The sequence below is a fragment of the Lonsdalea quercina subsp. quercina genome, from assembly GCF_000688695.1.
Classification (GTDB): Bacteria; Pseudomonadota; Gammaproteobacteria; order Enterobacterales; family Enterobacteriaceae; genus Lonsdalea; species Lonsdalea quercina_D.
On record NZ_JIBQ01000005.1, the window covers coordinates 182,589 to 208,434 of the forward strand.

General features: G+C 56.4%; 20 protein-coding genes. All 20 read left to right on the forward strand.

The window, feature by feature from the left end; genetic code table 11:
- Position 1: 1 nt before the first annotated feature.
- The 20 genes from prfA to tssM all read left to right on the forward strand — a co-directional run bounded on the left by prfA (position 2) and on the right by tssM (position 25,818).
- Positions 2-1,084 carry a peptide chain release factor 1 gene (prfA, locus tag SB13_RS05905; RefSeq protein ID WP_026739468.1) on the forward strand — a complete coding sequence of 361 codons (1,083 nt, stop codon included), beginning with the start codon at positions 2-4 and terminating at the stop codon, positions 1,082-1,084.
- Positions 1,084-1,917: a peptide chain release factor N(5)-glutamine methyltransferase gene (prmC, locus tag SB13_RS05910; protein WP_026739469.1), complete on the forward strand. Its 834-nt coding sequence runs from the start codon at positions 1,084-1,086 to the stop codon at positions 1,915-1,917. The genes prfA and prmC overlap by 1 nt, the downstream gene beginning before the upstream one ends.
- A gap of 249 nt (positions 1,918-2,166) precedes the next feature.
- A complete protein-coding gene (gene sirB1 / locus SB13_RS05915; protein WP_026739470.1) occupies positions 2,167-2,976 on the forward strand; it encodes an invasion regulator SirB1 in 810 nt (269 codons plus the stop codon).
- A 44-nt stretch (positions 2,977-3,020) separates the two neighbouring features.
- Entirely contained in the window at positions 3,021-3,875 is an 855-nt protein-coding gene (gene kdsA, locus SB13_RS05920) for a 3-deoxy-8-phosphooctulonate synthase (protein WP_026739471.1), read from the forward strand.
- 314 nt (positions 3,876-4,189) lie between these two features.
- A complete protein-coding gene (locus tag SB13_RS17740) occupies positions 4,190-4,738 on the forward strand; it encodes an SGNH/GDSL hydrolase family protein (RefSeq protein ID WP_026739472.1) in 549 nt (182 codons plus the stop codon).
- A protein-coding gene (locus SB13_RS05935) for an IS3 family transposase (RefSeq protein WP_152545785.1) occupies positions 4,719-5,887 on the forward strand; the annotation gives its coding sequence in 2 pieces (ribosomal slippage) (positions 4,719-4,968 and positions 4,968-5,887; 1,170 coding nt in all). The genes SB13_RS17740 and SB13_RS05935 overlap by 20 nt, the downstream gene beginning before the upstream one ends.
- A gap of 1,127 nt (positions 5,888-7,014) precedes the next feature.
- Complete coding sequence (gene tssB / locus SB13_RS05940; RefSeq protein ID WP_026739475.1) at positions 7,015-7,518, forward strand: type VI secretion system contractile sheath small subunit; 504 nt, start codon at positions 7,015-7,017, stop codon at positions 7,516-7,518.
- A gap of 30 nt (positions 7,519-7,548) precedes the next feature.
- Positions 7,549-9,027: a type VI secretion system contractile sheath large subunit gene (gene tssC / locus SB13_RS05945; protein ID WP_026739476.1), complete on the forward strand. Its 1,479-nt coding sequence runs from the start codon at positions 7,549-7,551 to the stop codon at positions 9,025-9,027.
- A 6-nt stretch (positions 9,028-9,033) separates the two neighbouring features.
- Positions 9,034-9,468 carry a type VI secretion system baseplate subunit TssE gene (gene tssE, locus SB13_RS05950; protein ID WP_026739477.1) on the forward strand — a complete coding sequence of 145 codons (435 nt, stop codon included), beginning with the start codon at positions 9,034-9,036 and terminating at the stop codon, positions 9,466-9,468.
- Positions 9,469-9,470: 2 nt separating this feature from the next.
- A complete protein-coding gene (gene tssF / locus SB13_RS05955) occupies positions 9,471-11,237 on the forward strand; it encodes a type VI secretion system baseplate subunit TssF (protein WP_026739478.1) in 1,767 nt (588 codons plus the stop codon).
- Positions 11,201-12,199: a type VI secretion system baseplate subunit TssG gene (tssG, locus tag SB13_RS05960; RefSeq protein ID WP_026739723.1), complete on the forward strand. Its 999-nt coding sequence runs from the start codon at positions 11,201-11,203 to the stop codon at positions 12,197-12,199. The genes tssF and tssG overlap by 37 nt, the downstream gene beginning before the upstream one ends.
- Positions 12,184-13,440: a type VI secretion system-associated FHA domain protein TagH gene (tagH, locus tag SB13_RS05965; RefSeq protein WP_394296363.1), complete on the forward strand. Its 1,257-nt coding sequence runs from the start codon at positions 12,184-12,186 to the stop codon at positions 13,438-13,440. Before tssG ends, tagH begins: the two co-directional genes overlap by 16 nt.
- The gene (gene tssJ, locus SB13_RS05970) at positions 13,440-13,955 is read left to right on the forward strand and encodes a type VI secretion system lipoprotein TssJ (RefSeq protein ID WP_026739480.1); all 516 of its coding nucleotides are present in this window, start codon (positions 13,440-13,442) and stop codon (positions 13,953-13,955) included. Before tagH ends, tssJ begins: the two co-directional genes overlap by 1 nt.
- A 2-nt stretch (positions 13,956-13,957) precedes the next feature.
- Positions 13,958-15,292 (forward strand): type VI secretion system baseplate subunit TssK, encoded by a 1,335-nt coding sequence (tssK, locus tag SB13_RS05975; RefSeq protein ID WP_026739481.1) that lies wholly within the window; start codon positions 13,958-13,960, stop codon positions 15,290-15,292.
- 19 nt (positions 15,293-15,311) lie between these two features.
- Positions 15,312-16,088 (forward strand): type IVB secretion system protein IcmH/DotU, encoded by a 777-nt coding sequence (icmH, locus tag SB13_RS05980; protein WP_026739482.1) that lies wholly within the window; start codon positions 15,312-15,314, stop codon positions 16,086-16,088.
- Positions 16,089-16,104: 16 nt separating this feature from the next.
- Entirely contained in the window at positions 16,105-18,738 is a 2,634-nt protein-coding gene (gene tssH, locus SB13_RS05985; RefSeq protein ID WP_026739483.1) for a type VI secretion system ATPase TssH, read from the forward strand.
- A gap of 2 nt (positions 18,739-18,740) precedes the next feature.
- On the forward strand, positions 18,741-20,279 hold the full coding sequence (locus SB13_RS05990) for a sigma-54 interaction domain-containing protein (RefSeq protein ID WP_026739484.1): 1,539 nt from the start codon (positions 18,741-18,743) through the stop codon (positions 20,277-20,279).
- Positions 20,279-20,869 carry a type VI secretion system-associated protein VasI gene (gene vasI, locus SB13_RS05995; protein ID WP_026739485.1) on the forward strand — a complete coding sequence of 197 codons (591 nt, stop codon included), beginning with the start codon at positions 20,279-20,281 and terminating at the stop codon, positions 20,867-20,869. The genes SB13_RS05990 and vasI overlap by 1 nt, the downstream gene beginning before the upstream one ends.
- Before the next feature lie 11 nt (positions 20,870-20,880).
- A complete protein-coding gene (gene tssA / locus SB13_RS06000; protein WP_463605543.1) occupies positions 20,881-22,290 on the forward strand; it encodes a type VI secretion system protein TssA in 1,410 nt (469 codons plus the stop codon).
- Positions 22,291-22,377: 87 nt separating this feature from the next.
- Positions 22,378-25,818 carry a type VI secretion system membrane subunit TssM gene (gene tssM, locus SB13_RS06005; protein ID WP_463605545.1) on the forward strand — a complete coding sequence of 1,147 codons (3,441 nt, stop codon included), beginning with the start codon at positions 22,378-22,380 and terminating at the stop codon, positions 25,816-25,818.
- Positions 25,819-25,846 lie beyond the last annotated feature (28 nt).

Sequence of the window (25,846 nt, forward strand, 5' to 3'; positions counted from 1 at the left end):
CATGAAGCCTTCTATTGTTGCCAAACTGGAAGCACTGCAAGAACGCCATGAAGAGGTCCAGGCGCTGTTGGGCGATCCCGGCGTCATCGCCGATATGGACCGTTTTCGTGCGTTGTCCCGGGAGTATGCTCAGCTGACCGACATTACCCGTTGTTTCCAGCGCTGGCAGCAAACGCAGGAGGATATCGCCACCGCGGAAGCGATGCTGGACGATCCTGAAATGCGCGAAATGGCGCAGGACGAGCTGAGCGAAGCCAAATCCGCAGGCGACGAGCTGGAACAGCAACTGCAGGTTCTCCTGTTGCCGAAAGATCCTGACGACGACCGTAGCTGTTATCTCGAAATTCGTGCCGGCACTGGCGGCGATGAAGCCGCGATTTTCGCCGGCGATCTGTTCCGCATGTATAGCCGTTATGCCGAGTCTCGACGTTGGAAGGTGGAAGTGGTCAGCGCGAGCGACGGCGAGCATGGCGGTTACAAAGAAGTCATCGCTAAAGTGGTCGGTGACGGCGCATACGGGCAACTGAAGTTTGAGTCCGGCGGCCATCGCGTGCAGCGAGTGCCCGCGACTGAATCTCAGGGGCGTATCCATACCTCCGCCTGCACTGTGGCCGTCATGCCGGAAGTGCCAGAAGCCGAACTGCCGGAAATTAATCCGTCAGATTTGCGCATCGATACCTTCCGCTCATCCGGCGCGGGCGGTCAGCACGTCAACACCACCGATTCCGCTATCCGTATCACGCATATTCCAACCGGCATCGTCGTTGAGTGTCAGGATGAGCGCTCGCAGCACAAAAACAAAGCCAAAGCGCTTTCCGTGCTAGGTGCGCGCATTCGTGCCGCAGAAGTGCAAAAACGCCAGCAGGAAGAGGCGTCAACGCGCCGTAACCTGTTGGGCAGCGGCGACCGTTCCGACCGTAACCGTACTTACAACTTCCCGCAGGGGCGCGTGACTGACCACCGTATCAACCTGACCTTGTACCGTCTGGATGAAGCGATGGAAGGCAAACTGGATATGCTGATCCAGCCGATTGTGCAGGAATACCAGGCTGACCAGTTGGCTGCACTGTCCGAGCAAGAGTAATGGATTATCAACGCTGGTTGCATCAGGCCATTCAACGGTTGCAGGACAGTGACAGCCCACGGCGCGATGCGGAAATCCTGCTCGAGTTTGCGACGGGAAAAGCGCGTACTTTTATCCTGGCGTTTGGTGAAACCTTGTTGTCAGAGACAGAGCGGCTGCAACTGTCTCAACTGCTGGAACGGCGTATTGCCGGTGAGCCGATCGCCTACCTTATCGGCCAAAAAGAGTTCTGGTCGCTGCCGCTGACGGTCTCTCCCGCCACGCTCATACCGCGTCCGGATACGGAGTGTCTTGTCGAACAGGTGCTGAAGTTTCTTCCCGCTGGGCCTGCCGACATACTGGATTTAGGCACTGGCACGGGGGCCATCGCATTGGCTATCGCCAGCGAGCGTCCGGATTGCCGCGTGCAGGGAGTTGATGTCCAGCCTGATGCGGTGACGCTGGCGAGGGAAAATGCGCAACGACTCGGTATCAGCAATGTTTCTTTTACTCAGGGAAGCTGGTTTTCCGGAGTGACAGGCCAGCATTTCTCTGCCATTGTCAGCAACCCTCCCTATATAGACCCTGAAGATATTCACTTGTCGCAAGGCGATGTGCGTTTCGAACCGAGTAGCGCGCTGATCTCTGGCGATGAGGGCTTGGCCGATCTGCGCGTGATTATCACTGAGTCTGCCCAGTATCTGCTGCCGGGAGGCGGGTTGCTGTTAGAGCATGGCTGGCAGCAGGGCAGCGCCGTCCGTGAACTGCTGAAACAGCAGGGTTTTATTCGGGTTGAAACCTGTAAAGACTACGGTGGCAACGAGCGAGTCTCTCTGGGTTTTCGGCCTGAATGACCTACCTTTGTCACTAGACGCCGACAAAGTGCTACACATCGCGCATTTTGCCTGTCTCTCACCGTGGAATGCTGGCTGAGAGAGGACCCGTTTGGCATAATTACTTACATTCTGCCTCGTGTCCGGGGGTTGTGACACCCGTGACGACGACAGTAAATTAGCAGGATAGCGTTACTGTTTGACCTTGGTGGGCCTGCTATCAATTAAATGCTGGATTTTCACCAAGTTACCTATGCTGATGGAATACCTATGAGTGCTATTGCCGATTTCGAATTCAACCGCTCACCGTTGAGTGAAGGGGTAATCTTAGTTTCCCAGGAAATACGCTGTGACTTCTCCGCGACGGAAGTACGACGAAATCTGCAACACCTTGTCGATGAGGCTCGCTTGGCCATCCCGACTCNTCTTGGTCCGGAACAAAAGCTGGAAAAACTGATTGCGCTGTTTTTCGGTGATTGGGGTTTCGGGGGCGCCAGCGGCGTGTACCGGCTGTCAGACGTGTTATGGCTCGATAAAGTCCTCTCTACACGTCAGGGAATGCCGGTTTCACTGGGCATAATTTTCATGCATATCGCTCAGCAAATTGATCTGCCGTTAATGCCTGTCATTTTCCCCACCCAGTTCATTATCCGCGCCGACTGGCTGGATGACGAAATGTGGCTCATCAACCCGCTTAACGGCGATACATTGAGTGAACACGTGCTTGATGTCTGGCTGAAAGGGAACATCGGCCCTTCAACGCGCCTGTTGGATGAGGATCTGGACGAAGCGGAAAACGTGATGATTGTCCGCAAACTGCTGGATACGATGAAAATCGCACTGATGGAAGAAAAGCAAATGGAGCTTGCGCTGCGCGCCTGCGAGGCCGTGCTGCTATTCGACCCGGAAGATCCTTACGAGATCCGCGATCGGGGGTTGATCTACGCTCAGCTCGATTGTGACCACATTGCGCTGTCTGATCTGAGCTACTTTGTAGAACACTGTCCGGAGGACCCCGTCAGTGAGATGATCAAAGTGCAAATACACTCCATCGAACAGAAAGACATTGTGTTGCATTAACTGCGAATTTGGTTTTTTGATTTATCCGACATTAAGGTAACTGTATGAATAACAAAGTGGTAAACGTCGGGGATATCCCGGTTGCCAACAATCTTCCCTTTGTACTGTTTGGTGGTATGAACGTACTCGAATCACGCGATCTGGCTATGCGGGTTTGCGAGCATTACGTCACCGTCACGCAGAAGCTGGGTATTCCCTACATTTTTAAAGCATCGTTTGATAAAGCTAACCGTTCTTCCATCAATTCTTACCGTGGTCCCGGTCTGGAAGAGGGGATGAAGATTTTTCAGGAGCTGAAGCAGACTTTCGGCGTGAAAGTTATCACCGACGTCCACGATGCACAGCAGGCTCAGCCAGTATCAGAAGTCGTTGACGTTATTCAGTTGCCGGCATTTCTGGCGCGTCAGACTGACCTAGTTGAAGCGATGGCCAAGACCGGCGCCGTTATCAACGTGAAAAAGCCTCAGTTCATCAGCCCTAGTCAGGTTGGGAATATCGTTGATAAATTCCGCGAGGGCGGTAACGAGCAGGTTATTCTGTGCGACCGTGGCAGTAACTTTGGCTACGACAATTTGGTGGTCGACATGTTGGGCTTCAACGTGATGAAACAGGTCTCTGATGGCTCGCCGGTTATTTTTGACGTCACTCATGCCTTACAGTGTCGCGACCCGTTTGGTGCCGCATCCGGCGGACGCCGCGGACAGGTAACCGAACTGGCGAGGGCTGGGATGGCTGTCGGTTTGGCCGGGCTGTTTATCGAGGCTCATCCTGACCCGGATAACGCCCGTTGTGACGGCCCTTCGGCGCTACCGCTGAGCAAGCTGGAGCCATTCTTGAAGCAAATCAAAGCTATTGACGACCTAGTGAAAAGTTTCCCGGAACTCGATACGAATCATTAAGTTATCATTATATGCCTTCAACGAAGCCCGCCGATTAGCAGCGGGCTTTTTACTTTCTAAAAACAAACATTCTTTAGTTACAACATGCTATGTGCTGTAATTAAAAAAACTCACCTAAACATCAGTGTATTAACTTATTCAGGCAGGATGAGAAAGGTGCGATGCTCACCCTTCGTGCGAGGAATACATAAGGAAAATCACTATACGCTATATCAGACCTAAGAAATCAAGGTTAACGACGGTTTCGCAAGAACGACGGGGTTCTTTATGTGATTCATCCATCAAAGACATTCTATAGATAAATGAGGTGATAAATGTCGCTGAACATCGGCAATGGTCTCTTATCTGCGCACATTAGCGGCGAAAGATTACATGCAATCGCCAACAACAGCACACCTCCTGAAATGAGTTTGTGGGAAAAAATCAAAGAATTTTTCTTTTCTACTCATCAGAAAGAAGCTCTTGAATGCATTTACAAGCTATACCATCACGCTAACATCCAGATATCCGCAGAGGAGGTTCACGGTGCATTTATTAGACTCTGTGAATTAGCTTCTCCAGGCTGTAAAGAGCAATTTAGTTATAGCTATGTCTGTGATCCATGCGGGGGGATGCAATACACCATTATAGGGAAAAGCGGTGAGACGCTGTTGTCCGTTACCATACACGCAGAAGAGAACGAGCAAAGAGCGGATGCCCCCTTAACCCCCTCTCAATATTGCCGGGTTGATCCGCCTACATATCTGCTTTTTCATCTCGCAGAAGCAATACTGAAGTGGCACACTGAATTTGGCCACCTGCACAGAGGTGATATGCTCACCTCAGAACAACACAGGTGCTCCAATGAAAAAAAGAAATTTTAGTGCAGAGTTCAAACGTGAAGCGGCTCAGTTGGTTGTCGATCAGAACTACACCGTTGCTGAAGCAGCAAAAGCCATGGATATTGGCCTTTCAACAATGACCCGATGGGTCAGACAATTACGGGACGAACGACAGGGAAAAACACCGAAAGCGTCCCCCATTACCCCAGAGCAAATTGAAATACGTGAGTTGAAGAAAAAACTACAACGTATTGAAATGGAAAATGAAATATTAAAAAAGGCTACCGCGCTCTTGATGTCAGACTCCCTGAACAGTTCTCGTTAATCGGAAAACTCAGGGCGCGTTATCCCGTGGCTACACTCTGCCACGTATTCGGGGTTCACCGCAGCAGCTATAAATACTGGAAATGTCGTCCTGATAAGCCGGACAGAAAGCATACCGTGTTGCGCAGTCAAGTCCAGGAACTATACAACATCAGCCATGGCTCTGCTGGGGCAAGGAGTATCGCCGCAATGGCAACGCTCAGAGGCTTCCGGATGGGGCGCTGGCTTGCTGGCAGACTCATGAAAGAACTGGGGCTGGTCAGTTGTCAGCAACCCACACACAGATATAAGCGTGGTGGTCAGGTGCATGTTGCCATCCCGAACCACCTTGAGCGTCAGTTCGCTGTCACAGAACCAAATCAGGTGTGGTGTGGCGACGTGACGTATATCTGGACAGGTAAGCGCTGGGCATACCTCGCCGTTGTTCTCGACCTGTTCGCGAGGAAACCGGTGGGCTGGGCAATGTCGTTCTCACCGGACAGCAGACTGACCATCAAAGCGCTGGAAATGGCGTGGGAAGTTCGCGGCAAACCAGCCGGAGTGATGTTCCACAGCGATCAGGGCAGCCATTACACAAGCAGGCAGTTCCGGCAGTCACTGTGGCGGTACCGGATCAGGCAGAGTATGAGTCGTCGTGGAAACTGCTGGGATAATAGTCCGATGGAGCGCTTCTTCAGAAGCCTGAAGAACGAGTGGGTGCCGGTGACTGGTTACACAAGCTTCAGCGATGCTACCAGTGCAATAACGGACTATATCGTTGGGTATTACAGTGCGCTCAGGCCACACGACTATAACGGAGGGTTACCACCAAACGAATCGGAAAACCGATACTGGAAAAACTCTAAAGCGGTGGCCAGTTTTAGTTGACCACTTCACCAAAGAGGCCTCCGAGCCATGGAGCTTCGTGTTGTTCGACGAGTCACGGCAGTGCATGGGGCGTATAGAATCGCAGCAGTTGGCTAAATCGATCACCGTCTTTTTCTGTCATCTCGTTGGTTGATTTTTGCGCCATTACCGTTTTTGTTTTTATAACGGACAATTATCAGTCTCAAAAAAATATTTATCCCAAATTGCAAACCGATTGTATGGCATATCTAATTTCTTGTTCCTTAATGGTATTAAAATAACTGGGGTTTATAAGATGGGAGTTAGAACCACCTTAAGTCATATTGTCAGGACATAATCGGTTTTCGATGAGTTATCGATTCTTTGTTATTCTCTTGAAGTGAGTGATAGAGATGTTAATGGTGTTGCGAGGAATGCCGTGTTTAATAGAATCACTAAGCTTGGGAACTCAACTGGTATTATTAGATAACAATCATGATGACGGCGGTAGGCTGTATTTGCCGAATTCAATGTTCTTGGTTTTTCATCTTATTCTGATGTTCTTTTGCGAACAATCGACATCCCCATGTGAAGAGCATATCGATGCCTCAAACCCCGCCCCAACCTGATAAACATTACTGTTTACGGTTCAATGTGTGCATTTTTGTGTGATAAACCGCAGTGGCATTAACCATCGCGTTACAGTAACTATGGTGACTATTATCATGTCAATTAAAATTTAAGCCGCATTATTGTGCCTTTTTCTTATGTTTGAAAAACTTGATTTTTTATTGATTTGTTTCCCTTTTTGAATTTGGATTTTTTTTTATATCCATGATTTTATAGGTATTTTTGTTTTAGTAATGCAAAATAATATTATTATTGACCACTTGTAACAGGTGTGTGTATCATCGCCTCGTCAGTATTTAGTTCTAATACCGCTCAATTAACTCGAAGCTAACTGCTTTTTTACTATTTGGTAATGGATATACCAAGCGGAAGTAATATTGGTTATATCCAGTTACTTAGGTAATATCACCGGTCGATAAATGGGAAATAGTTTATTTTTCTTATCCGAACAGTGTTGTTCTAATTAACGTCGGACGTACCCTGGAAGGAATCGACCATGTGTTTTCTGGCCAGTCAGGGCCTAAACCTGGTATGCGAATATGGGAAAAGGAATTGATGGTGCATCCGTTGCACCAAAGGAACGTATTAATATCAAATATGTACCCGCAACTGGGGGACAGCAGAGCGAAATTGAACTGCCGCTGACCCTGATGGTCGTTGGTAATATGAAAGGTCGTACGGAAGAAACGCCGATTGAGGAGCGTTCTACTGTATCGATCGATAAGAACAATTTTTCTTCCGTCATGAAAGAATCCAAACTGGAACTCAATTTCAGCGTGCCTAACCGCCTGGAAGAAGAGAGCCAGGATGACCTGCCTGTAAAGCTGAACATCGAATCGCTAGCCGATTTCTCCCCCGATCGTATTGCTCAACAAGTGCCTGAATTGCAAAAACTTCTGGAACTCCGTGAAGCGCTGGTTGCGCTGAAGGGCCCGCTTGGCAACATCCCTGCATTCCGTAACCGTCTGCAGGATCTGCTGGCCAGCGAAGATGCGCGGGAACAGCTGCTTAAAGAGCTGGATCTGGTGAAACCTGCTGAGTAATACGTTGGATTGACGAGAAGGGAAACAAACATGTCAGTAGTAGAAGAGAAAGTACAGGCGGGCGCAGAAAGTGCCGCACCTTCCTTGCTTGATGAAATCATGGCCCAAGCCCGACTCACGCCTGTCGATGAAGGCTATAGCGTCGCCAAGCAGGGTATCGCCGCACTGATTTCAAATATTCTGGACAGTGGCGATACGAGCGAGCCGGTCAACAAGGCGCTGGTAGATAGCATGATTGTTGAGCTGGATAAAAAGCTCAGCAAGCAGGTCGATGTCATTTTGCACGCCGATGAAGTTCAGGAGCTGGAATCCTCCTGGCGTTCGCTGAAGCTGATGGTCGATCGCACAGATTTCCGTGAAAACATCAAGATCCTGCTGCTCCATGCCACCAAGCAGGAGCTGTTGGATGACTTTGAGTTCGCGCCTGAAATCACCCAGTCCGGTTTTTACAAGCACGTCTACTCCAGCGGTTACGGCCAGTTCGGCGGACAGCCGATCGGCGCGGTTATCGGTGACTATGCCTTTACGCAAAGTTCTCCGGATATCAAGCTGCTGCAATACACGAGCGCAGTGGGCGCTATGGCCCATTCACCGTTCATTTCCTCGGTTGACCCGACGTTCTTCGGTGTTGACAGCTTCACCGAGCTGCCGACCATCAAAGACCTGAAATCCGTCTTCGAAGGCCCGGCCTACACCAAATGGCGCTCTCTGCGCGAATCTGAAGATTCCCGCTATCTGGGCCTGACTGCACCGCGTTTCTTGGCGCGTCTGCCGTACGATCCGGTAGAGAACCCGATCAAAGGGTTCAACTACAAAGAAGATATCAGCGTCGACCACGATCACTACCTGTGGGGCAACACCGCTTATCTGATGGGAACAGCGTTGACGGACAGCTTTGCGAAATATCGCTGGTGCCCGAACATCATTGGTCCGCAGAGCGGTGGCGCTATCACCGACCTGCCGGTACACGTTTATGAAGCCATGGGTCAGTTGCAGGCCAAGATCCCGACGGAAGTTCTGATCACCGATCGTCGCGAATACGAAATGGCAGAGGAAGGTTTCATCACTCTGACCATGCGTAAAGACAGTGATAATGCTGCATTTTTCTCTGCCAATTCGGTGCAAAAACCGAAGGTGTTCCCGAACACCAAAGAAGGGAAAGAAGCGGAAACTAATTACAAATTGGGCACACAGCTCCCATACATGTTCATTATCAACCGTCTTGCTCACTACATCAAAGTGCTGCAGCGCGAACAGATTGGTTCCTGGAAAGAGCGTCAGGATCTGGAACGTGAACTGAACGGCTGGATCAAACAGTACGTTGCCGATCAGGAAAACCCGCCGGCAGATGTTCGTAGCCGTCGCCCGCTGCGTGCCGCTCAGATCAAGGTTCTGGATGTTGAAGGTGAACCGGGTTGGTATCAGGTCGCGATGTCCGTACGTCCTCACTTCAAGTATATGGGGGCGAATTTTGAACTGTCGTTGGTGGGACGTTTGGACAAGGAGTAATCCCTGATGGCCTCTCTCTCTTCGTGGGATAGAGGGAGTGCCGCCAGCCTGTTCGATCGTATCCGGGGCGAAGAACGTCGAAGTTCTTCGCCTCAGGACGAGCTGGAGTGCCTGATTGAGTCGGTAAAACGCAAACTCGATCAGGTGCTCAATACGCGTCCGGGAAGTTGTCGCAGTGCGCCTGATCTCGGCGTCATTGATTTTAATGACGCGACGCAGGGCGGAGCAGATATACGTGGTCGGATACGTGAGGCGATACGGCAATGCATTTGCCAGTATGAACCCCGCATTGTTCACGTCGAAGTCAGTTCCAACGACTATCAATCTAGCCCGCTCGAAATGGCGTTTCAGGTGACAGCTCACGTACGGTTGGAACAGCTGGAGCAGGTCACTTCCTTCAATATCCATATGGACAGTCACCGACATTATAGAATGACGTAACTATGCTTCTGGAACACTACTTCAGGGATGAAATAGCTTACCTGCGTTTGCAAGGACGCCAGTTTGCCGATGCCCACCCTGAACTTACCCGTTTTCTATCAGAACAAACCACCGATCCGGACGTCGAAAGGCTGCTGGAGGGGTTTGCTTTTCTGACGGGAAGTTTGCGGGCAAAAATTGAGGATGAATTTCCTGAATTGACCCACGGGCTGCTGGGCATGCTGTGGCCGAACTATCTGCGTCCGGTTCCCAGCATGACGATTATGCAGTTCTCAGTGATCCCTGGAGCCATTGCGCGACCGGCCTTAATCAGCCGCGGCTGTATGCTGGATAGCCAGCCAGTCGACGACGTTGTGTGCCATTTCCAGACCTGTCATGACGCCTGGGTGTATCCTGCGGATATCCGCGACATCAGCGTACAAAGCGGTAACGACCTCTCCAAAATCAGCCTGGACTTTAACCTCCACGGACCCATGCTGCTCACCGAGCTGCAGCTGGACAAGCTGCGGTTTTATCTGGGAGGCGACAGCTATACCGCCTATGAGCTCTATTTCTGGCTCTCCAGTAAGCTCTCCCACATCGAGCTTGAAATCGATGGGACACGATTCAGACAAGAAGCCAGTACATTAAAAACCATCGGCTTCGAACGGGAAGACGCACTGCTGCCTTATCCGAGCAACGTCTATTCCGGCTACCGAATTCTGCAGGAATTTTTCTGCTTCCCGGAAACCTTCCTGTTCTTCCAGCTTTCCGGTGCGGACTGGCCGAACCAGCCGCTGTCGGTCACTGATTTCAAAATCCATTTCTGTTTTGCCTGCCCGCTGCCCGCGGAACTCAAAATCCGTCCTGACTCTTTCATGCTGAACTGCGTACCGGCGATCAACCTGTTCCAGCATGACAGCGAGCCGATCAACCTCAACGGCCGCCAGACGGAGTACCCGCTCAAGGCCAGTTATCGGCATGCGGACGCCTACGAGATTTTCTCGGTGGACAAAGTCGAAGGATGGATCGAAGGCCACATCGGCCGCGCTCGCGGCGAGCCGCGCCAGTATCAGCCGTTTGAAAGCTTCCAGCACCAGATTGAGCGCGCTAAAGGCCGTCTGGCGTTGTACTACCGCAGCCGCGTGCGCGAGGCGGTCAGCGGCGACGGTTTCGAACATGCCCTGTCGTTCGTGCGCGGCGATGAAACCGAAGCGGTGGATATGGACGAGTCCATTTCAGTATCGCTGACCTGTACGAACCGCTCCAAAGCGTCTCAGCTGCCTGTCGGCGCGGTCTGCATGCCGACCGGCAGCTCCCCGTCGTTCGCGACGTTCAGAAATATTATCCGACCGACCCGGCCGCTGCGTCCGGCACTGGACGGCAGCCTGCACTGGACGCTGATCTCCAACCTGTCGCTGAACTACGTCTCGCTGCTGCGCCGCGATGCGCTAGTGCAGATCCTGCGGACGTATGACTTCCCGGCACTGCACGACAAACAGGCGGAGCAGGCGTCCCGCAAGCGTCTGGCTGGGATCGAATCGATTGAAACCACGCCGATAGATCGGCTGATCCGCGGCATGCCGGTGCGGGGGCTGAAGTCGGTGCTGTCCGTGTATCAGTCCGCCTTTGCCAGCGAAGGCGAGCTGTATCTGTTCGGCACCGTACTGGCGCATTTCTTCTCGCTTTACGCCAGTGTTAACGCCTTCCATCTATTGGAAATCATCAACCTTGATAACAAGGAGCGCTACAAATGGCCAGTCCAGATAGGTCAGCACTCCATGATGTGATGTTTCGGGATGATGCGCCGCGCTTTAATTTTTTCCAGCTGGTTGAACTCGTCAATCGGCTGGAAGGCGTGGATCAGGAGCGGGGGCTGGACTACCGCCCCGAACAGGAGCGCATAAGGTTTAAATCCACCGCGTCCCTGGGGTTCCATAGCAGCGACATACAAGGCATTACGCAGGACGAAACGCAGGGCCATGTGCTGGAAGTCGCGTTCATGGGCCTGCACGGCAGTCAGTCGCCGATGCCCGGTTACTACCTGGACGATCTTGCCTGGGAGTATGCGCAGGGCGAACAGAAATTGGGCGCGTTTCTGGATTTCTTCCACCACCGCCTGCTGACGCTGCTGCACCGCCTCTGGCGCAAATACCGTTACCACGTCCGCTTTCAGGACGAAGGGGAAGACGGATTCTCGCGGCTGATGTTCGCGCTGGTGGGCCTGGGCAATGACGCCGTGCGCGAAAGTCTGCCGGTCAACCGGGCCAAAATGCTGTCGTACGCCGGGATGCTGGCAAGCCCGAGTCGCTCGCCGGAAGTGGTGGCCGGGCTGGTCGCGCACTGCTTCGACCTCGACATGGTCGATGTCATCGCGTGGCAGGCGCGCAAAGTGCCGATTCATGCGGACCAGCAAAATCGGTTGGGAATGGCCAACTCCACGATGGGCAACGATTTTGTCATCGGTGACAAGGTGAATGACTGCGCGGGGAAATTTTTGCTGAAAATCAACAATCTGAGCTTCGCGCAGTTTTTGCAGTTTCTGCCTAACGGCGAACATTTCGAGCCACTGGTGCGCTTTGTTTCCTTCATCCTGCGCGACCAGTGCGCGTGGGACTTGCGGCTGGGGTTTGGTTTAGGAGAAGCGAAAGGGCTTCGCCTGGGAAATGAACAGAGCGCTCGTTTGGGCTGGAGCAGCTTTCTCGGCGAGCCGCCGAGCGAGCCTGATGTGACTATTTGCGTGCAGGAGTAATCGTGAACGAACTCAATCAACAACTTTCTCTGGTTGTGCTGAACAGCGAACAGCTCGAAGGCAACTCCCAGGTTCAATACCAGTTTCATCAAAGCGGCGGCACGCTGGGCTCCTCGGAGCAGGATAGTTGGAAGCTGAAAGATCGGCTGGGTGCGGTGCTGCCTGAACATGCGCGCATCGAAGTGCATGACGGGCGCTTCTGCCTGTGCGATCTCAGCGGCCAGACCTTCATCAACGGCGCGACGTCGCCCATTGGGCGTTCAAGAAAAGTCTTTCTGGATCAGGGCGACGAACTGACGGTCGGACCGTTCAGGCTGCGGGTGTATATGGGCAAGGTCAGCGCGGAGCCGGAACTGGCGCAGATCATCGGCAACCGCTCGGACAATGAACTGGATGACTGGCTCGCGCAGGAAAAAGCCGCCGAGAACAACGAACAGACGTCTTCGCCGACCCCGGCCAGCGACCCGCTGTTGGCGTTGCAGCAGGAGCAAACCGGCGCAAATGCATTCCTTACTCAGGAGACGCGGGGAACGCCCGAATTCTCCACCACGACTCGTGTTTCATCTACTTCTTCTTCAGCCGTTGAGGGCACCATGGACCAGGAATTTCTCGAGCTACCCGCTATTCAGGACCGCTTTGATTCGCTGACTGCCGGCGACAACATCGATCAAAACGCGCTGGCCCCGCTGATGCGCGGCCTCGGTCAGACACTGAACATCGGCAACAATCAGCATCTCAGCAACTTCCTTGAGGAAATGGGAAAAACGCTGCGCGCGATGATTGAAGGGCTGTTGAAGCTGCAGGCCGATCAGGCGGCGCTGTCGGACAAGCACCTGCGTCCGATTGAAGACAACCCGCTGCGTCTGAGTCTGGACTACCACGACACGCTGTCGCTGCTGTTCGCCGAAGAGAAAAGCCCGGTGCACCTTTCCGCGCCTGCCGCCGTCGACGAAGTCCTGCGCAACGTGCGTATTCACCACGTCGCCAACGAACAGGCCATCGCGACCGCGCTGGACAGCATTTTGCAGGCGTTCTCCCCTGACGTGCTGCTCAAGCGCTTCGAACATTATCGCCGTGCCGGTGAGCAGAACCCCATGGACGACGGCTGGGCCTGGTCCATGTACCAGCACTATTTCCGCGAGCTGACGTCCGAACGCCAGCAGGGATTCCAGAAGCTGTTCCAACAGGTGTATTCCCAGGCCTACGACCGCGTCGTCCGTGAGCAACAGGAGTTAATCTGATGCTGCGGACATTCTTGCTTTCCGGGGTATTACTGCTGCTTTCAGGCTGTACCACAATGGGCAAGATGGCTGACGTTGCGATGAACCCGGATATTCAGGTGGGGAGCAACGATAGCCAGCCCTCGACCGCCGGGTTCAGTCTGCTTGCCGAGCCGGACGTGAACCCCAACGAGAGTGGGGAAGCGGCGCCGATTGAGTTTCAGATCGTCATGCTGTCGGAGGATTCCAAGCTGCTGGCGACGGACTACGACCAGGTGACGGCCGATCTGGAGAAATCGCTGGGCAAGAATTATATCGACCACCAGGACTACACCTTGCTGCCAGGGCAGTTCAAGTATCTGCCGCCGGTCAAGCTGGATGAGAAGATCCGTTATATCGGCGTCGTCGCGCGCTATGCGGATCCCGACAGCGCCGAATGGCGCAAGGTCATCAAAGTGAAAAATACCGGACGGGCCTATCAGATTCTCGTGCATCTGCGTCTGGATGAAGTCGAACTCCAAAAAGAAGAAGAATAGCTATGTCGAGCCGAAATCGGATTATTTGGCGTGAAGGTTTATTCATCAAACCTCAGCATTTTCAACAGCAGCAAAGGCATACGGATTACACCCTGCATGCGCGTCTAAGCGCGATGGGCGATTTTTTCTACGGCCTGCAGTCGCTGACCATTAACGAAGAGTATCTGAACTTCGGGCGCATCGCGCTGGTGTCCGCTACCGGGATCATGCCGGACGGCACCGTCTTTAACATTCCGAGCGATGACATGTTGCCGCAGCCGCTGGAGATCACCGATGCGTCGGTCGTCAATCAAAAGGTCTATCTGGCAATCCCCCTGTCCGTCAGCGGCGTGAGCGAGGTTAACCACGGCGGTCAGCAGATTGCGACGCGTCTGCATGCACACCGTCACGACGTGCGCGATCTGCACAGCGAAGGCGGCGATGTGGTCTCGCTGGAAGTGGGGCAGGTCAGCCTGCGCCTGATGCTGGAGCGGGACGACCGCAGCGCCTACGCCTCGCTGGCGATTGCCCAGATTCTGGATAAACGCCCGGACGGCGGCCTGGTGCTGGACCCTAACTTCATGCCATGCAGCATCAGCATCTCGGCGATCCCGACGCTCAAGCGCTTCCTCGGCGAGTCCGCCGGGCTGGTGGCCGAACGCGCCCGCAGCCTGGCGCAGCGCATCGCCGCGCCGGGACAGCAGGGCGTCGCCGACGTCGCCGAATTCATGATGTTGCAGTTGCTCAACCGCGCGCAGCCGCTGCTGTCGCATCTGGCGCGAATGGGCACGCTGCATCCGGAGCGTCTGCATGAAGCGTTGGTACAGGTCTGCGGCGAATTGATGACGTTCACGGACGAATCCCGCCTGCCGCCAGAGTTTCCCGCCTATCGCCATGACGACCAGCAGAGCAGCTTTGAGCCGCTGATGATGGCGTTCCGTCAGGCGCTGAGCACCGTGCTGTCGCCGCGTGCCGTTTCGTTGCAGCTGCGGAAGCACCAGTACGGCGTGATGATTGCGATGGTCGGCGACAGCGAACTGATGGCGAGCGCCGACTTCGTACTGGCGGTTCGCGCCAGAATGCCGCAAGAGCAGTTGCGCAAACAGCTGTTGCAGCAGACCAAAGTGGCGTCCAGCGACAAGATCCGCGAACTGATCAGCCTGCAGCTGCCGGGCGTTCCGCTGCTGCCGCTGCCGGTAGCGCCGCGTCAGCTGCCGTACCACGCGGGCTACAGCTATTTCCAGTTGGATCGACAGAGCGCCGCCTGGCAGATGCTGGTGGGCGACAACACGCTGGCGTTTCATATTGCCGGGGACTTCCCGGATCTGGATATGCAGCTTTGGGCTATTCGTAGCTAATTACCGGGGGAAGAGCTAGATGACGATCGATGTTATCCGCAATGAGCTGCTGGGCGACTTACTGTACGACCATGCCCAACAGCTGGATATGGACTCAGACTATTGGTTTCGGCTACGCGGCCAGAGCATCAACCCCATGATTGACGCCGTGACGCCGCTGCTGGGCATGGTGGAACGCGTGCGTCATCTGACGGCGTATGACCAGGTTCCCGATCTGTACCAGAAAGTGGTGTCGGAAATTCAGGCCATTGAGCAGGAGCTGATTACGCACGGCTATGAAAACGGCGTCATTTTGTCGTTTCGCTACATCCTCTGCACCTATATCGACGAGGCCGTCATGGGCCGCGAATGGGGCAGCCAGAGCGTGTGGTCGGAGCATTCGCTGCTGACCCGTTTCCACAACGAAACCTGGGGCGGAGAGAAGGTCTTTGTCCTGCTGGGCAAATTGCAGACCGATCCGGTCCATTACCGGGACATTCTGGAGTTCATCTATCTCTGTCTGTGCCTGGGATTTGAGGGCCGCTACCGTGTGATGACGCAGGGCCGCGACGAATTCGAAGGTATTGTCCGCAAACTGCACAACATTTTGCATCCGGAACCGGCGGAGACGCCCTCGGTTTTCCATCTCGATTTGGGGCAGCAGTCCTCCGGCTACCGGATGCGCAGGCAAATTTCGCTCTTCACGCTGTTTTTATGCGTCAGCGCGGCGTTAGCGGCGATCTTCGGTCTTTATCACTATCAGCTCAGCAATCAGACCCAGGACGTACTTCGTCAGCTGGGGGAATTATTACAATAAGATAGGAGATCACACGATGATTCGAATAGAACTGCCGGTGTTGGTTGAACGGCTCAATCCGATTTGTCGACACATGCTGGAAGAGGCCGCGGCCCTGTGTGTGAATTGCCAGGGCGCGGAAATCCGGGTGGAGCACCTGCTGCTGAAAATGCTGGATACGCCGCTTTCCGACGTCCGTCAGATCCTCAAACGCGCCGACGTGGATGTGGATGAACTGACGCAGTTGCTGCAGCCGTCCGGCGTGGATAAAGAGTACGATCAGGGCTATCCCTCGTTTTCGCCGCTGCTGATTGAGTGGCTGCAGGACAGCTGGCTGCTGGCATCCGCCGAGATGCAGCACGCCACGCTGCGCAGCGGTGTGCTGCTGCTGGTCCTGCTGATGACCCCCAATCGCTACCTCGCCGGGGCCGTTACGCGCTCTCTGGCGAAAGTGAACCGTGAGCTGCTGCGTCAGCAGTTCGACGAGTGGGTGAAAGACTCCGCGGAAACGGACGTCTCGTCTGCGACCGCCGGCAACGCGAGCGGCGGAGCGGCTGCGCCTCAGGGCGATGCGTCGCTGCTGGCTCGCTTTACTGACAACATCACCGAGCAGGCCCGCGCGGGCAAGCTGGATCCGGTGTTGTGCCGCGATAAAGAGATCGATCTGATGATCGATATCCTGTCGCGCCGTCGCAAGAACAACCCGATCGTGGTGGGTGAAGCTGGCGTGGGTAAAAGCGCGCTGATTGAAGGTCTGGCGCTGCGCATCGTGGCGGATCTGGTGCCTGAGAAAATGCGCAACGTCGAGCTGCTGTCGCTGGACTTGGGCGCGATGCAGGCGGGCGCCGCCGTCAAAGGCGAATTCGAAAAACGATTCAAAGGGGTGATGCAGGAGGTGAAAACCTCGCCTCAGCCCATCATTCTGTTCATTGATGAAGCCCACACGTTGATCGGCGCGGGTAATCAGGCCGGCGGACTGGACGTGTCCAACCTGATCAAACCGGCGCTGGCGCGCGGCGAGCTGCGGACCATCGCCGCCACGACCTGGAGCGAATACAAGAAATACGTCGAGAAAGACGCCGCGCTGTCGCGCCGTTTCCAAATGGTCAAAGTGGGTGAGCCGGACGCGGAAGAGGCCACCGTCATCCTGCGCGGTCTGCGCAGCATTTACGAGAAGGCGCACGGCGTTCTGATCGACGAAGCGGCGTTGCATGCCGCGGCCCAGCTGTCATCACGCTATATCTCGGGCCGACAGCTGCCGGATAAAGCCATCGACGTGCTCGATACCGCCTGCGCTCGCGTCGCCATCAATCTGACTACGCCGCCGCGCGCCATCAGCCATTTGCAAAATCAGCTGCACCAGCGCGAGCAGGAAATTCTTCAGCTTGAGCGTCAAACCCGAATCGGTCTGGGCGACAACGCGGAACGACTGGCGTTGCTGCGCGACGCTCAGCAGGCCGATGAAGCGGAGCTTACCGCCGTGAACACGGACTGGCAGGCGCAGCAGGCATTGGTCGGCGAGGTGATCGCGCTGCGCGCGGCGCTGTTGGCCGATGAACTGACCGACGAGGTCACGCTGGACGAGGAAACCCTGTCGCTGACGGACGCCACGCAGCGTCTGTCCGAGCGCGAACAGGCGCTGGCCGCCTTGCAGGAAGACGCCATTCTGGTCTCCGCGCACGTGGATAAAGCGCAGATCGCCGCGGTGATCGCCGAGTGGACCGGTGTCCCGCTGAACCGCATTTCCCAAGGCGAACTGGATGTGGTCACTCAGTTGCCGACGCACCTCGGCGCCAACATCAAAGGGCAGGATCTGGCGATTGCCCAGCTGCACAAACATCTGCTGACCGCCCGCGCCGATCTGCGTCGTCCGGGCCGTCCGCTGGGGGCGTTCCTGCTGGTCGGCCCGAGCGGCGTCGGCAAGACCGAAACCGTGCTTCAGATTGCCGNCCTCATGTTCGGCGGCCGTAACTACCTGACGACCATCAACATGTCGGAATATCAGGAGAAACACACGGTGTCTCGCCTGATCGGTTCTCCTCCGGGCTACGTTGGCTTCGGCGAGGGCGGTATCCTGACGGAAGCTATTCGTCAGAAACCGTACTCGGTCGTGCTGCTGGACGAAGTCGAGAAAGCGCATCCTGACGTGCTCAACCTGTTCTATCAGGCTTTCGATAAAGGGGAGCTGGCGGATGGCGAAGGTCGGCTCATCGACTGTAAGAACGTCGTCTTCTTCCTGACTTCCAACCTGGGCTTCCAGACCATCGTGGATTACGCCGACCGGCAGGACGATCTGCTGGATGCGCTCTATCCCGAACTGGCGGGCTTCTTCAAACCGGCGCTGTTGGCGCGCATGGAAGTTATTCCTTACCTGCCGCTGGCTCAGGATACGCTGGTCGATATCGTCCATGGCAAGCTGTCTCGTCTGGTCAATCTGCTGAAAGCCCGCTTCGGCGCTGACGTGGCGATCGATGACGATGTGCCGGTCGAGATCTTGCGGTTGGCTAACCGCAGCGAAAACGGCGCGCGTATGCTGGAGTCCGTGATCGACGGTCATCTGCTGCCGCCGGTGTCGTTGCAGCTGCTGCAACGGATCTCCGCAGGCGAAGCGATCGCGCGTATTCGCTTCAGCGTGAATGACGGCCAGTTCGTTTCAGAGGTGGAGGGCTGAGGATGCAGCAAGCCCTCGAATTCGCGCTTTCGCTGACCCGGCCTCATGACGAGGCCGAACTCTGCGACTGGTTGCTGGATACCCTGCGGGACCACTGGCGGCCGAGCGGCGCTCTTCTGGGATTGGTGGATATCAGCGGGCGGCAGTTTACCTGTGAGGGATGGATTCACGGCAAGCAGGTGTCGTTGACGCTGGACGTTGACGACTTCAGTCATCCCCTGGCTTACGTGCTGCATAAAAATCAGGTGAGAACCTGGGACTCTCTGTACGGCGGCGCGCGCGTAGAGCACGCCGCATTTCGCGGACTGCTGGCGGAAGCCGGAGCGCAGTGCGGTCTGCATGCCTTGCCGGTTAATGGTGAGAACGGTAAGTCGGTCGGCGTTCTGGCGCTGTTCGACAGCGGTGTCCGGCTGCGGGAGTGGCACGAGCAAAATGAGTTGCCGCTGCTGGCGCGCATTTTCACTCATCAGCTGACCCTGCTGCGGGATTTGGGCCGCAGCCGCCGCGAACAGACCGTGCTGCGCGACTCGCTGCGTCAGATCAAGGGCAAAGACGCGCAGCTGCGGCAGCAAGAGCAACTGCTGGAGGCCTCGCTCATCGGTCAGTCTGCGGCGATCCGCCGACTGCATCAGCAGATCGGTCAGGCGGCTCAACATCATCTGGCGGTGCTGATCCAGGGCGAAACCGGCGCGGGCAAAGATGTGGTGGCGCGTCTGCTGCATCAGTGTTCGGTCCGCGCCGACAAGCCGTTTATCGCTATCAACTGCGCCGCTATCCCCGAAAATTTGATTGAAAGCGAGCTGTTCGGCTATCAAAAAGGGGCGTTTTCCGGCGCGCAGAGCAATAAAGACGGCCTGGTGGCGCAGGCCAACGGCGGTACGCTGTTCCTGGATGAGGTCGGCGATATGCCGATGATCATGCAGGCCAAGCTACTGCGCGTACTGGAAACGCATGCCTTCCGTCCGTTGGGCGGCGATAAAGAGTGCCATTCCGACTTTCGCATCATCGCGGCGACGCATCAGCCGCTGGAGCAGTACGTCAGCGAAGGTCGCTTCCGGCAGGATCTGTACCACCGCCTCTGCCAGTGCGCGATCCAGGTCTCTCCGCTGCGTGAGCGGCCGGATGACATCGCGCTGCTCTGCGAACATTTCATCGCGCTGTTCGGACGTCAGGAAGGCAAGACGTTCGGCGCGTTGCCGCGCGCCGTTCTCAAACATCTGATCGATTACGACTTCCCCGGCAACGTCCGCGAACTCAAAAACCTGCTGGAAGTCGCTTGCGCCAATACCCCAGCGGGACAGGAAATCAGTCTGGACGCGTTGCCTCCGGAGCTGAAAACGCGCCTCGACGATCAGCCTATCGTGCTGGAAGACGGCTACAACCATATCCGGGATTTGCGTCTGGCGACGCAGCAGTACGAAGCGGCGGTGATCGCCGAGCGTATGCGCTATTTCCAGGGAAATCGCTTACTGGTAGCGGAAAGTCTCAACATTCCCAAACGGACGTTGGACCACAAGTGCCAGAAGCTGGAGGTGAACTGATGAGTATTTTATCCCTGTTGCCGTTGCTGGTCTCGGCGTCGACGGCGCCCGACCCTCACTGGGAGCGGCTATTGCAGCAGTGCAGCCAGGAAACCGTGCCGCAGGTGCGATTGGCCTGCTACGACGCCATCGGCAGAGCGTCGGCGCCGTCTGTTGGCGCGTCTGCGCGCCCGGCGGACTGGCGAGACCTCGTGGCGAATAACGCCGATCGCGGTCGCGATGGGTTTGTCCTGAATCGCGNCGGCGCCTCGGACAGCCAGACGCTGACGCGCCGCGCCGTCGAGGGCGGGACGTTGACCATCTCCTGCTCCAGCGCCATTACGCACTTGCGCTTACAGCTGGATAACGCGTGGCCGGGTGAGCAAATTCAGGCTCGCATCGACGGCGAACCGACCGCGGACAACTGGTTCGTCCGCAACCGCGGGATGCTGCTGGAGTTCGGGCGCGGTCTGCCCGCTATCGAAGAGCTCAAACGCTGGGTCGGTCATCGCGAGCTGCTGCTGTCTGACGATCGCGGCAGAACGGTGCAGGTTGATCTCTCCGGCCTGGGCGNCGCCCTGAAGCCGCTGCGTCAGCAATGTCGTTGGTAGGAGAACCGTCGATGGCAATCCACTCTCATCCCTGGTGTCAGCGGCTGCTGACGCCCCTGCCGGTAGACCGGGTCAGCGGCGCGGTTCCGTCGGACGATCCGCTCTGGGAAGACATCGAAACCGAGATGGTGAAACTGGGCTCGCTCGCCCACAGCCAGGTGGATATCAACGCGGTGGCGGAGCAGTGCATGACGCTGCTGGAAAGCCGTACCAAAGACATGCGCGTCGTCGTCCAGCTGCTGCGCTGCTTACAGCATCCGGCGAAGGCGACGCCATTCGCGGCCGCATTGATGCTGCTGGACGACTGGGTGAACGTCTACTGGACCACGGCATGGCCGCAGAACACGTTGCAGAAAACCCGGTTGATGACGCAGGCGGCAAAGCGTTTCGACAGCGTGTTGCCGCGCGTCGCCGAGAGTGCCTCGGTGGCCGAACTGGGTCAGCTGTTGACGTTGTCGGAGCAGTTCGCCCAGCGTTGGTCCGCCGTCGCGCCGGACAACACGCTGTTTGACGAATTGACGGTCAGTCTGCGTCGTGCGCAGAGTCGGCGCGCGGAGCAGGTCAAGGCAAATGAAGCGCCTCCGCGCGTGCAGGCGAGCGCCAGCGTCGCATCGCCTTCGTCCGGTCAGGCGGATCCGAAACCGTCCGTCGACATCAACCATTCGGATGACCGCGCCTGGCGGCAAACGCAGCTCAAAGTGGCGGAACTGCTGGTGGAACAGCAGGTGGATACCCCGGTGGGATACCGTCTGCGTCGGCACGCTATCTGGTCCGGCATCACCACGCCGCCGTTGACCGCAAAAGGTCACGCCACCCAGTTGGCCCCCATGTCGGCGGATATGGTGGACGACTACAAGGCGGCGATGGGACAGGCGGACAAGGCGCTGTGGGCGCGGGTGGAGCAGAGTCTGGTATTGGCGCCCTACTGGTTTGAAGGGCACATGTTATCGGCGCAGATCGCCACGCAGTTGGACTGTAAAGCGACGGCTTCGGCTATCGCCGATGAGCTGCACGCCTTTCTGACGCGTCTGCCGACCCTGCGGGAACTCACGTTCAATGATGGAACGCCGTTCCTGACCGACGCCTGCCGAGAGTGGGTGGATGCCGGACAGGCGAACAGCGCGTCGTCGTCCGGGCAATCCGACGATCTGGCGGGCGAGGCGGCGAAATGTCGGGCGGAGAAGGGCCTGAACGCCGCCATGACGCTGCTGGATAAGAAAATGGCCAAGATGAAAGAGCCCAGAGGCCGTTTCTACGCCCAGCTGATCTTAGCGGATTTGTTGGCGGAGGAAGGAATGAAGACGTTAGCAACACAGCATTACCACGCTTTGTGGCAAGAAACCCAGCGATTGGGACTGTCGCAGTGGGAGCCGGGACTGGTTAGCCGCCTTGAGCGCTTTGCAACCTCGTGGTCAAAATAAGACATTCGGAGTGAATGGTCACTTATGTTTAAAACAATAATTACCTTTTTGCGGCAACAGCTGCCGAAGCTAAAGCTCTCCTGGGTCATGCTGGGGATTGTGCTCTGGATTGTCGTGTTGGCGCTGGCCTGGTGGCTTGGTCCGCGACTGACCGTGTTCGACACGCGGCCGCTGGATACGATCTGGTCACGCATCGTCTTCACGCTACTGTGGCTCTGGCTGGGCTTCAGCATCAGCGCCTGGCGACTATGGCGTCGCGTACGCCATATCCGGGCTGAACAGCAGAAGCAGAAGATCGTCGAACACGATCCTCAACAGATCTTCGTCGACAAGCAGCAGGCGTTTCTGGATCGCTGGCTGCTGGCGCTGCGCGAAAATCTGGGGACGGGCATCCTCTACAAGATGCCGTGGTATTTGACGATCGGTTTGCCCGGTAGTGGTAAAAGCAGCCTGATCCACCGCGCCAACGAGGCGAACAAGCTCAATCCGCATCTGGATGCCGAACTGCGAGACTTTGCGGCGGGTCAGGAAGTGGAGTGCTGGGTGGGCGAGAGCGCCATTATCTTCGATCCCGACGGTCAGATGATGGCGCCGTCGAATCCGGATCTTGAGCCGGTGGAGCGTAAACACGAACGTCTGTGGACGCATCTGCTGCAATGGCTGAGCCAAAACCGTAAGCGTCAGCCGCTGAACGGTCTGGTGCTGACGTTGGATCTGGCCTGGTTGTCTCATGCCAGCGTGCCGGAACGCCAAGCTTACGCGCAGCTGATCCGCGGCCGCATTCAGGAAATCGCCACCACGCTGAACACCCGCCTGCCGATCTATGTCGCGCTCACCAAGCTGGATATGCTGCGCGGCTTCGACATCGCCTACCGTCAGCTGGATAAGGAAACCCGTCAGTCGATTCTGGGGGTGACCTTCGACCTGAAAGCCAGCGCCGGGAAAGGCTGGCAGGAAGAGCTGGATGCCTTTTGGGATAAGTGGGTTTCCGCGCTCAACGATAATCTGCCTGGCAAAATGCTCTCCAATCTCACCAGCGAGCAGCGCAGCGCCCTGTTCAGCTTTACCCGCCAGCTGGCCGGCTTGAAGGACTATGTCGAAGAGATCCTCGCCGCCGCCATTACGCCGGAAGAGTACAAACCGCTGTTGGTCCGCGGCGTTTATGCGTGCTCTGTCTATCAACAGGGCGTGCCGTTCGACGCCTTCGCGCAGGCGGCCACCTTCCGTTATCAACTGCCGGAGCCGGTCAATTCGGCCCTGAAGGGCGAGTCCAACACCTTCTTCGTGAAACGCCTGTTTTCCGGCGTCATCTTCCCCGAAGCGCATCTGGCCGGGGAGAACCGTCTGCACAGTCTTTACCGCCGCCGCCGGATCGGCATCGGCATGGGCTGCATGGGCGTGCTCGCCGCGCTGTTGGTGATCGGCTGGCATCACTACTACCGGCTGAACGAAGAGGCCGGGCGCAACGTACTCAACAAGGCGCAGGCGTTTACGGACACCACCGAACTGGCAGGGCAGCAGAATCAAGGCTTTGGCTATGGACAGCTGCCGCGTCTTAACCTGATCCGCGAGGCCACGCTGTCGTTCGGCGACTATCGCGAAAAAACGCCGGTGCTGTCGGAAATGGGGCTGTACCAAGGCGATAAGATCGGTCCTTTCGTGGAAGGCACTTATCTACAGCTGCTGAGTCAGCGCTTCCTGCCGGCGGTTATGCAGGGACTGCAAGACGATCTCAATCAGGCCCCCAAAGGCAGCGAGCAGAAGCTGGCGATCCTGCGCATCATGCGGATGATCGACGATGCGTCCGGCCGCAACAAGTCGGTGGTTGAGCAGTATATGGGACAGCGCTGGCAGCGGGCGTTCCCCGGTCAGGGCAAGGTGCAGGAACATCTGATGCAGCATCTGGACTATGCGCTGGAGCACACCGACTGGCATCAGGCCCGTCAGCAGAAGGATGCGCAGGCGATCGCCGCCTTCGAACCGTTCCGAACGCCGATCGCCGACGCACAGCGTGAGCTGAGTAAACTGCCGATGTTCCAACGTATCTACCAGAGTCTGGTGACCAAGTCGCTGGACGTACTGCCGCCGGATATGATGATGCGCGATGAAGTCGGACCGGTGTTCGATACCGTCTTCGCGCTGCGCAACGACAAAGCGGGCACGGTGCCGCGGCTGCTGACCAATGCGGGCTTCAGTGAATACTTCGTCAAGCAGGATAAGACGCTGTTCGATCTGGCCGCGCTCGATGCATGGGTGCTGGGCCAGCGTGAGAAAGTCTATCTGAGCGAGGAAGACCGAAGGGAGATCCAGCGCCAGGTCAACGATCGCTACATCACCGACTACGTCAACCAGTGGCAGAAAGTGCTCGCCGGTCTGGATGTGCAGCCGCTGGAAACGCCGGAGCAGGCGCTGGACGTGCTGACGGCCATCACCGGTAACGATCAACCTTTCCAGCGTGTGATCGCCGCCCTTAACGACAATACCCGCGCCCGTAAGCTGTCGGATAACGACAACGATCCGGCGCAGCTCATGAATGCGCGCATCAGCCGCACGTTTATGACCACCAACTCGACGCTGAGCGGTCGCGGCGATCAGGTCGCGCTGATCCAGGAAGTGAACCAGAAGCTGACGGAGTTCTACCACAGTCTGGAACAGATCGTGAATGCGGGCGATCCGGGGCAGGCGGCGCTCAAAGCAATGCAGCTGCGCCAGACCAACCGCTTCGCCGATCCGGCTTTCGCACTGCAGCAGTACGCGCGCAGCCTGCCGACGCCGCTGGACCGCTGGGTCGGGCAGATCGCCGAGCAGAGTTCGCACCTGGTGATGGATCTGGCGATGTCTTCGCTGAATCAGGAGTGGCAGGACAAAGTCGTGACGCCGTTCAACGATCAGCTGGCGGATCGCTNCCCGTTCAATCCTGAGTCGGACAAGGACGTGGCTCTGTCGGAAATGGAGCGTTTCTTCGCCCCCGGCGGCACGCTGGACAGCTTCTATCAGGCCAACCTGAAGTCCATCCTGAACGAAGGTCAGGGGAGCGGCGATGTGAACACGACGTTGCAGACGGAGCTGGTCAAGCAGCTGGATCGCGCCGATCGCATCCGCAAAACCCTGTTCAATGCGCAGGGCGGACTGGAGGTGCATTTCGTGCTGGAGCCTATCGAACTGACTGCAAACAAGCGCCGCAGCGTGCTGAATCTCGACGGACAGCTGTTGGAGTATTCCCACGGCCGCCGTCAGAAAACGCCGCTGGTGTGGCCGAACAACATGCGGGACGGCGCGGAAAGCAAAATCACGCTGGTGCCGGACAACCGCGAGCGTTCGCCGCGTAGTCTGGGCTACATCGGACCGTGGGCGATGTTCCGTCTGATCAATACGGGCGAGCTGAGGCAGGTCAACGAGAACACATTCGACGTGCAATTCGCCGTCGACCAGGGATCGATGTCCTATCGCGTTTACACCGACGCAAGCCACAACCCGTTCGCCGGTGGTCTGTTCAGCCAGTTCCAACTGCCTGAATCACTGTATTAATGTTTGAGGGGGCGCTAATGGCGCCCCC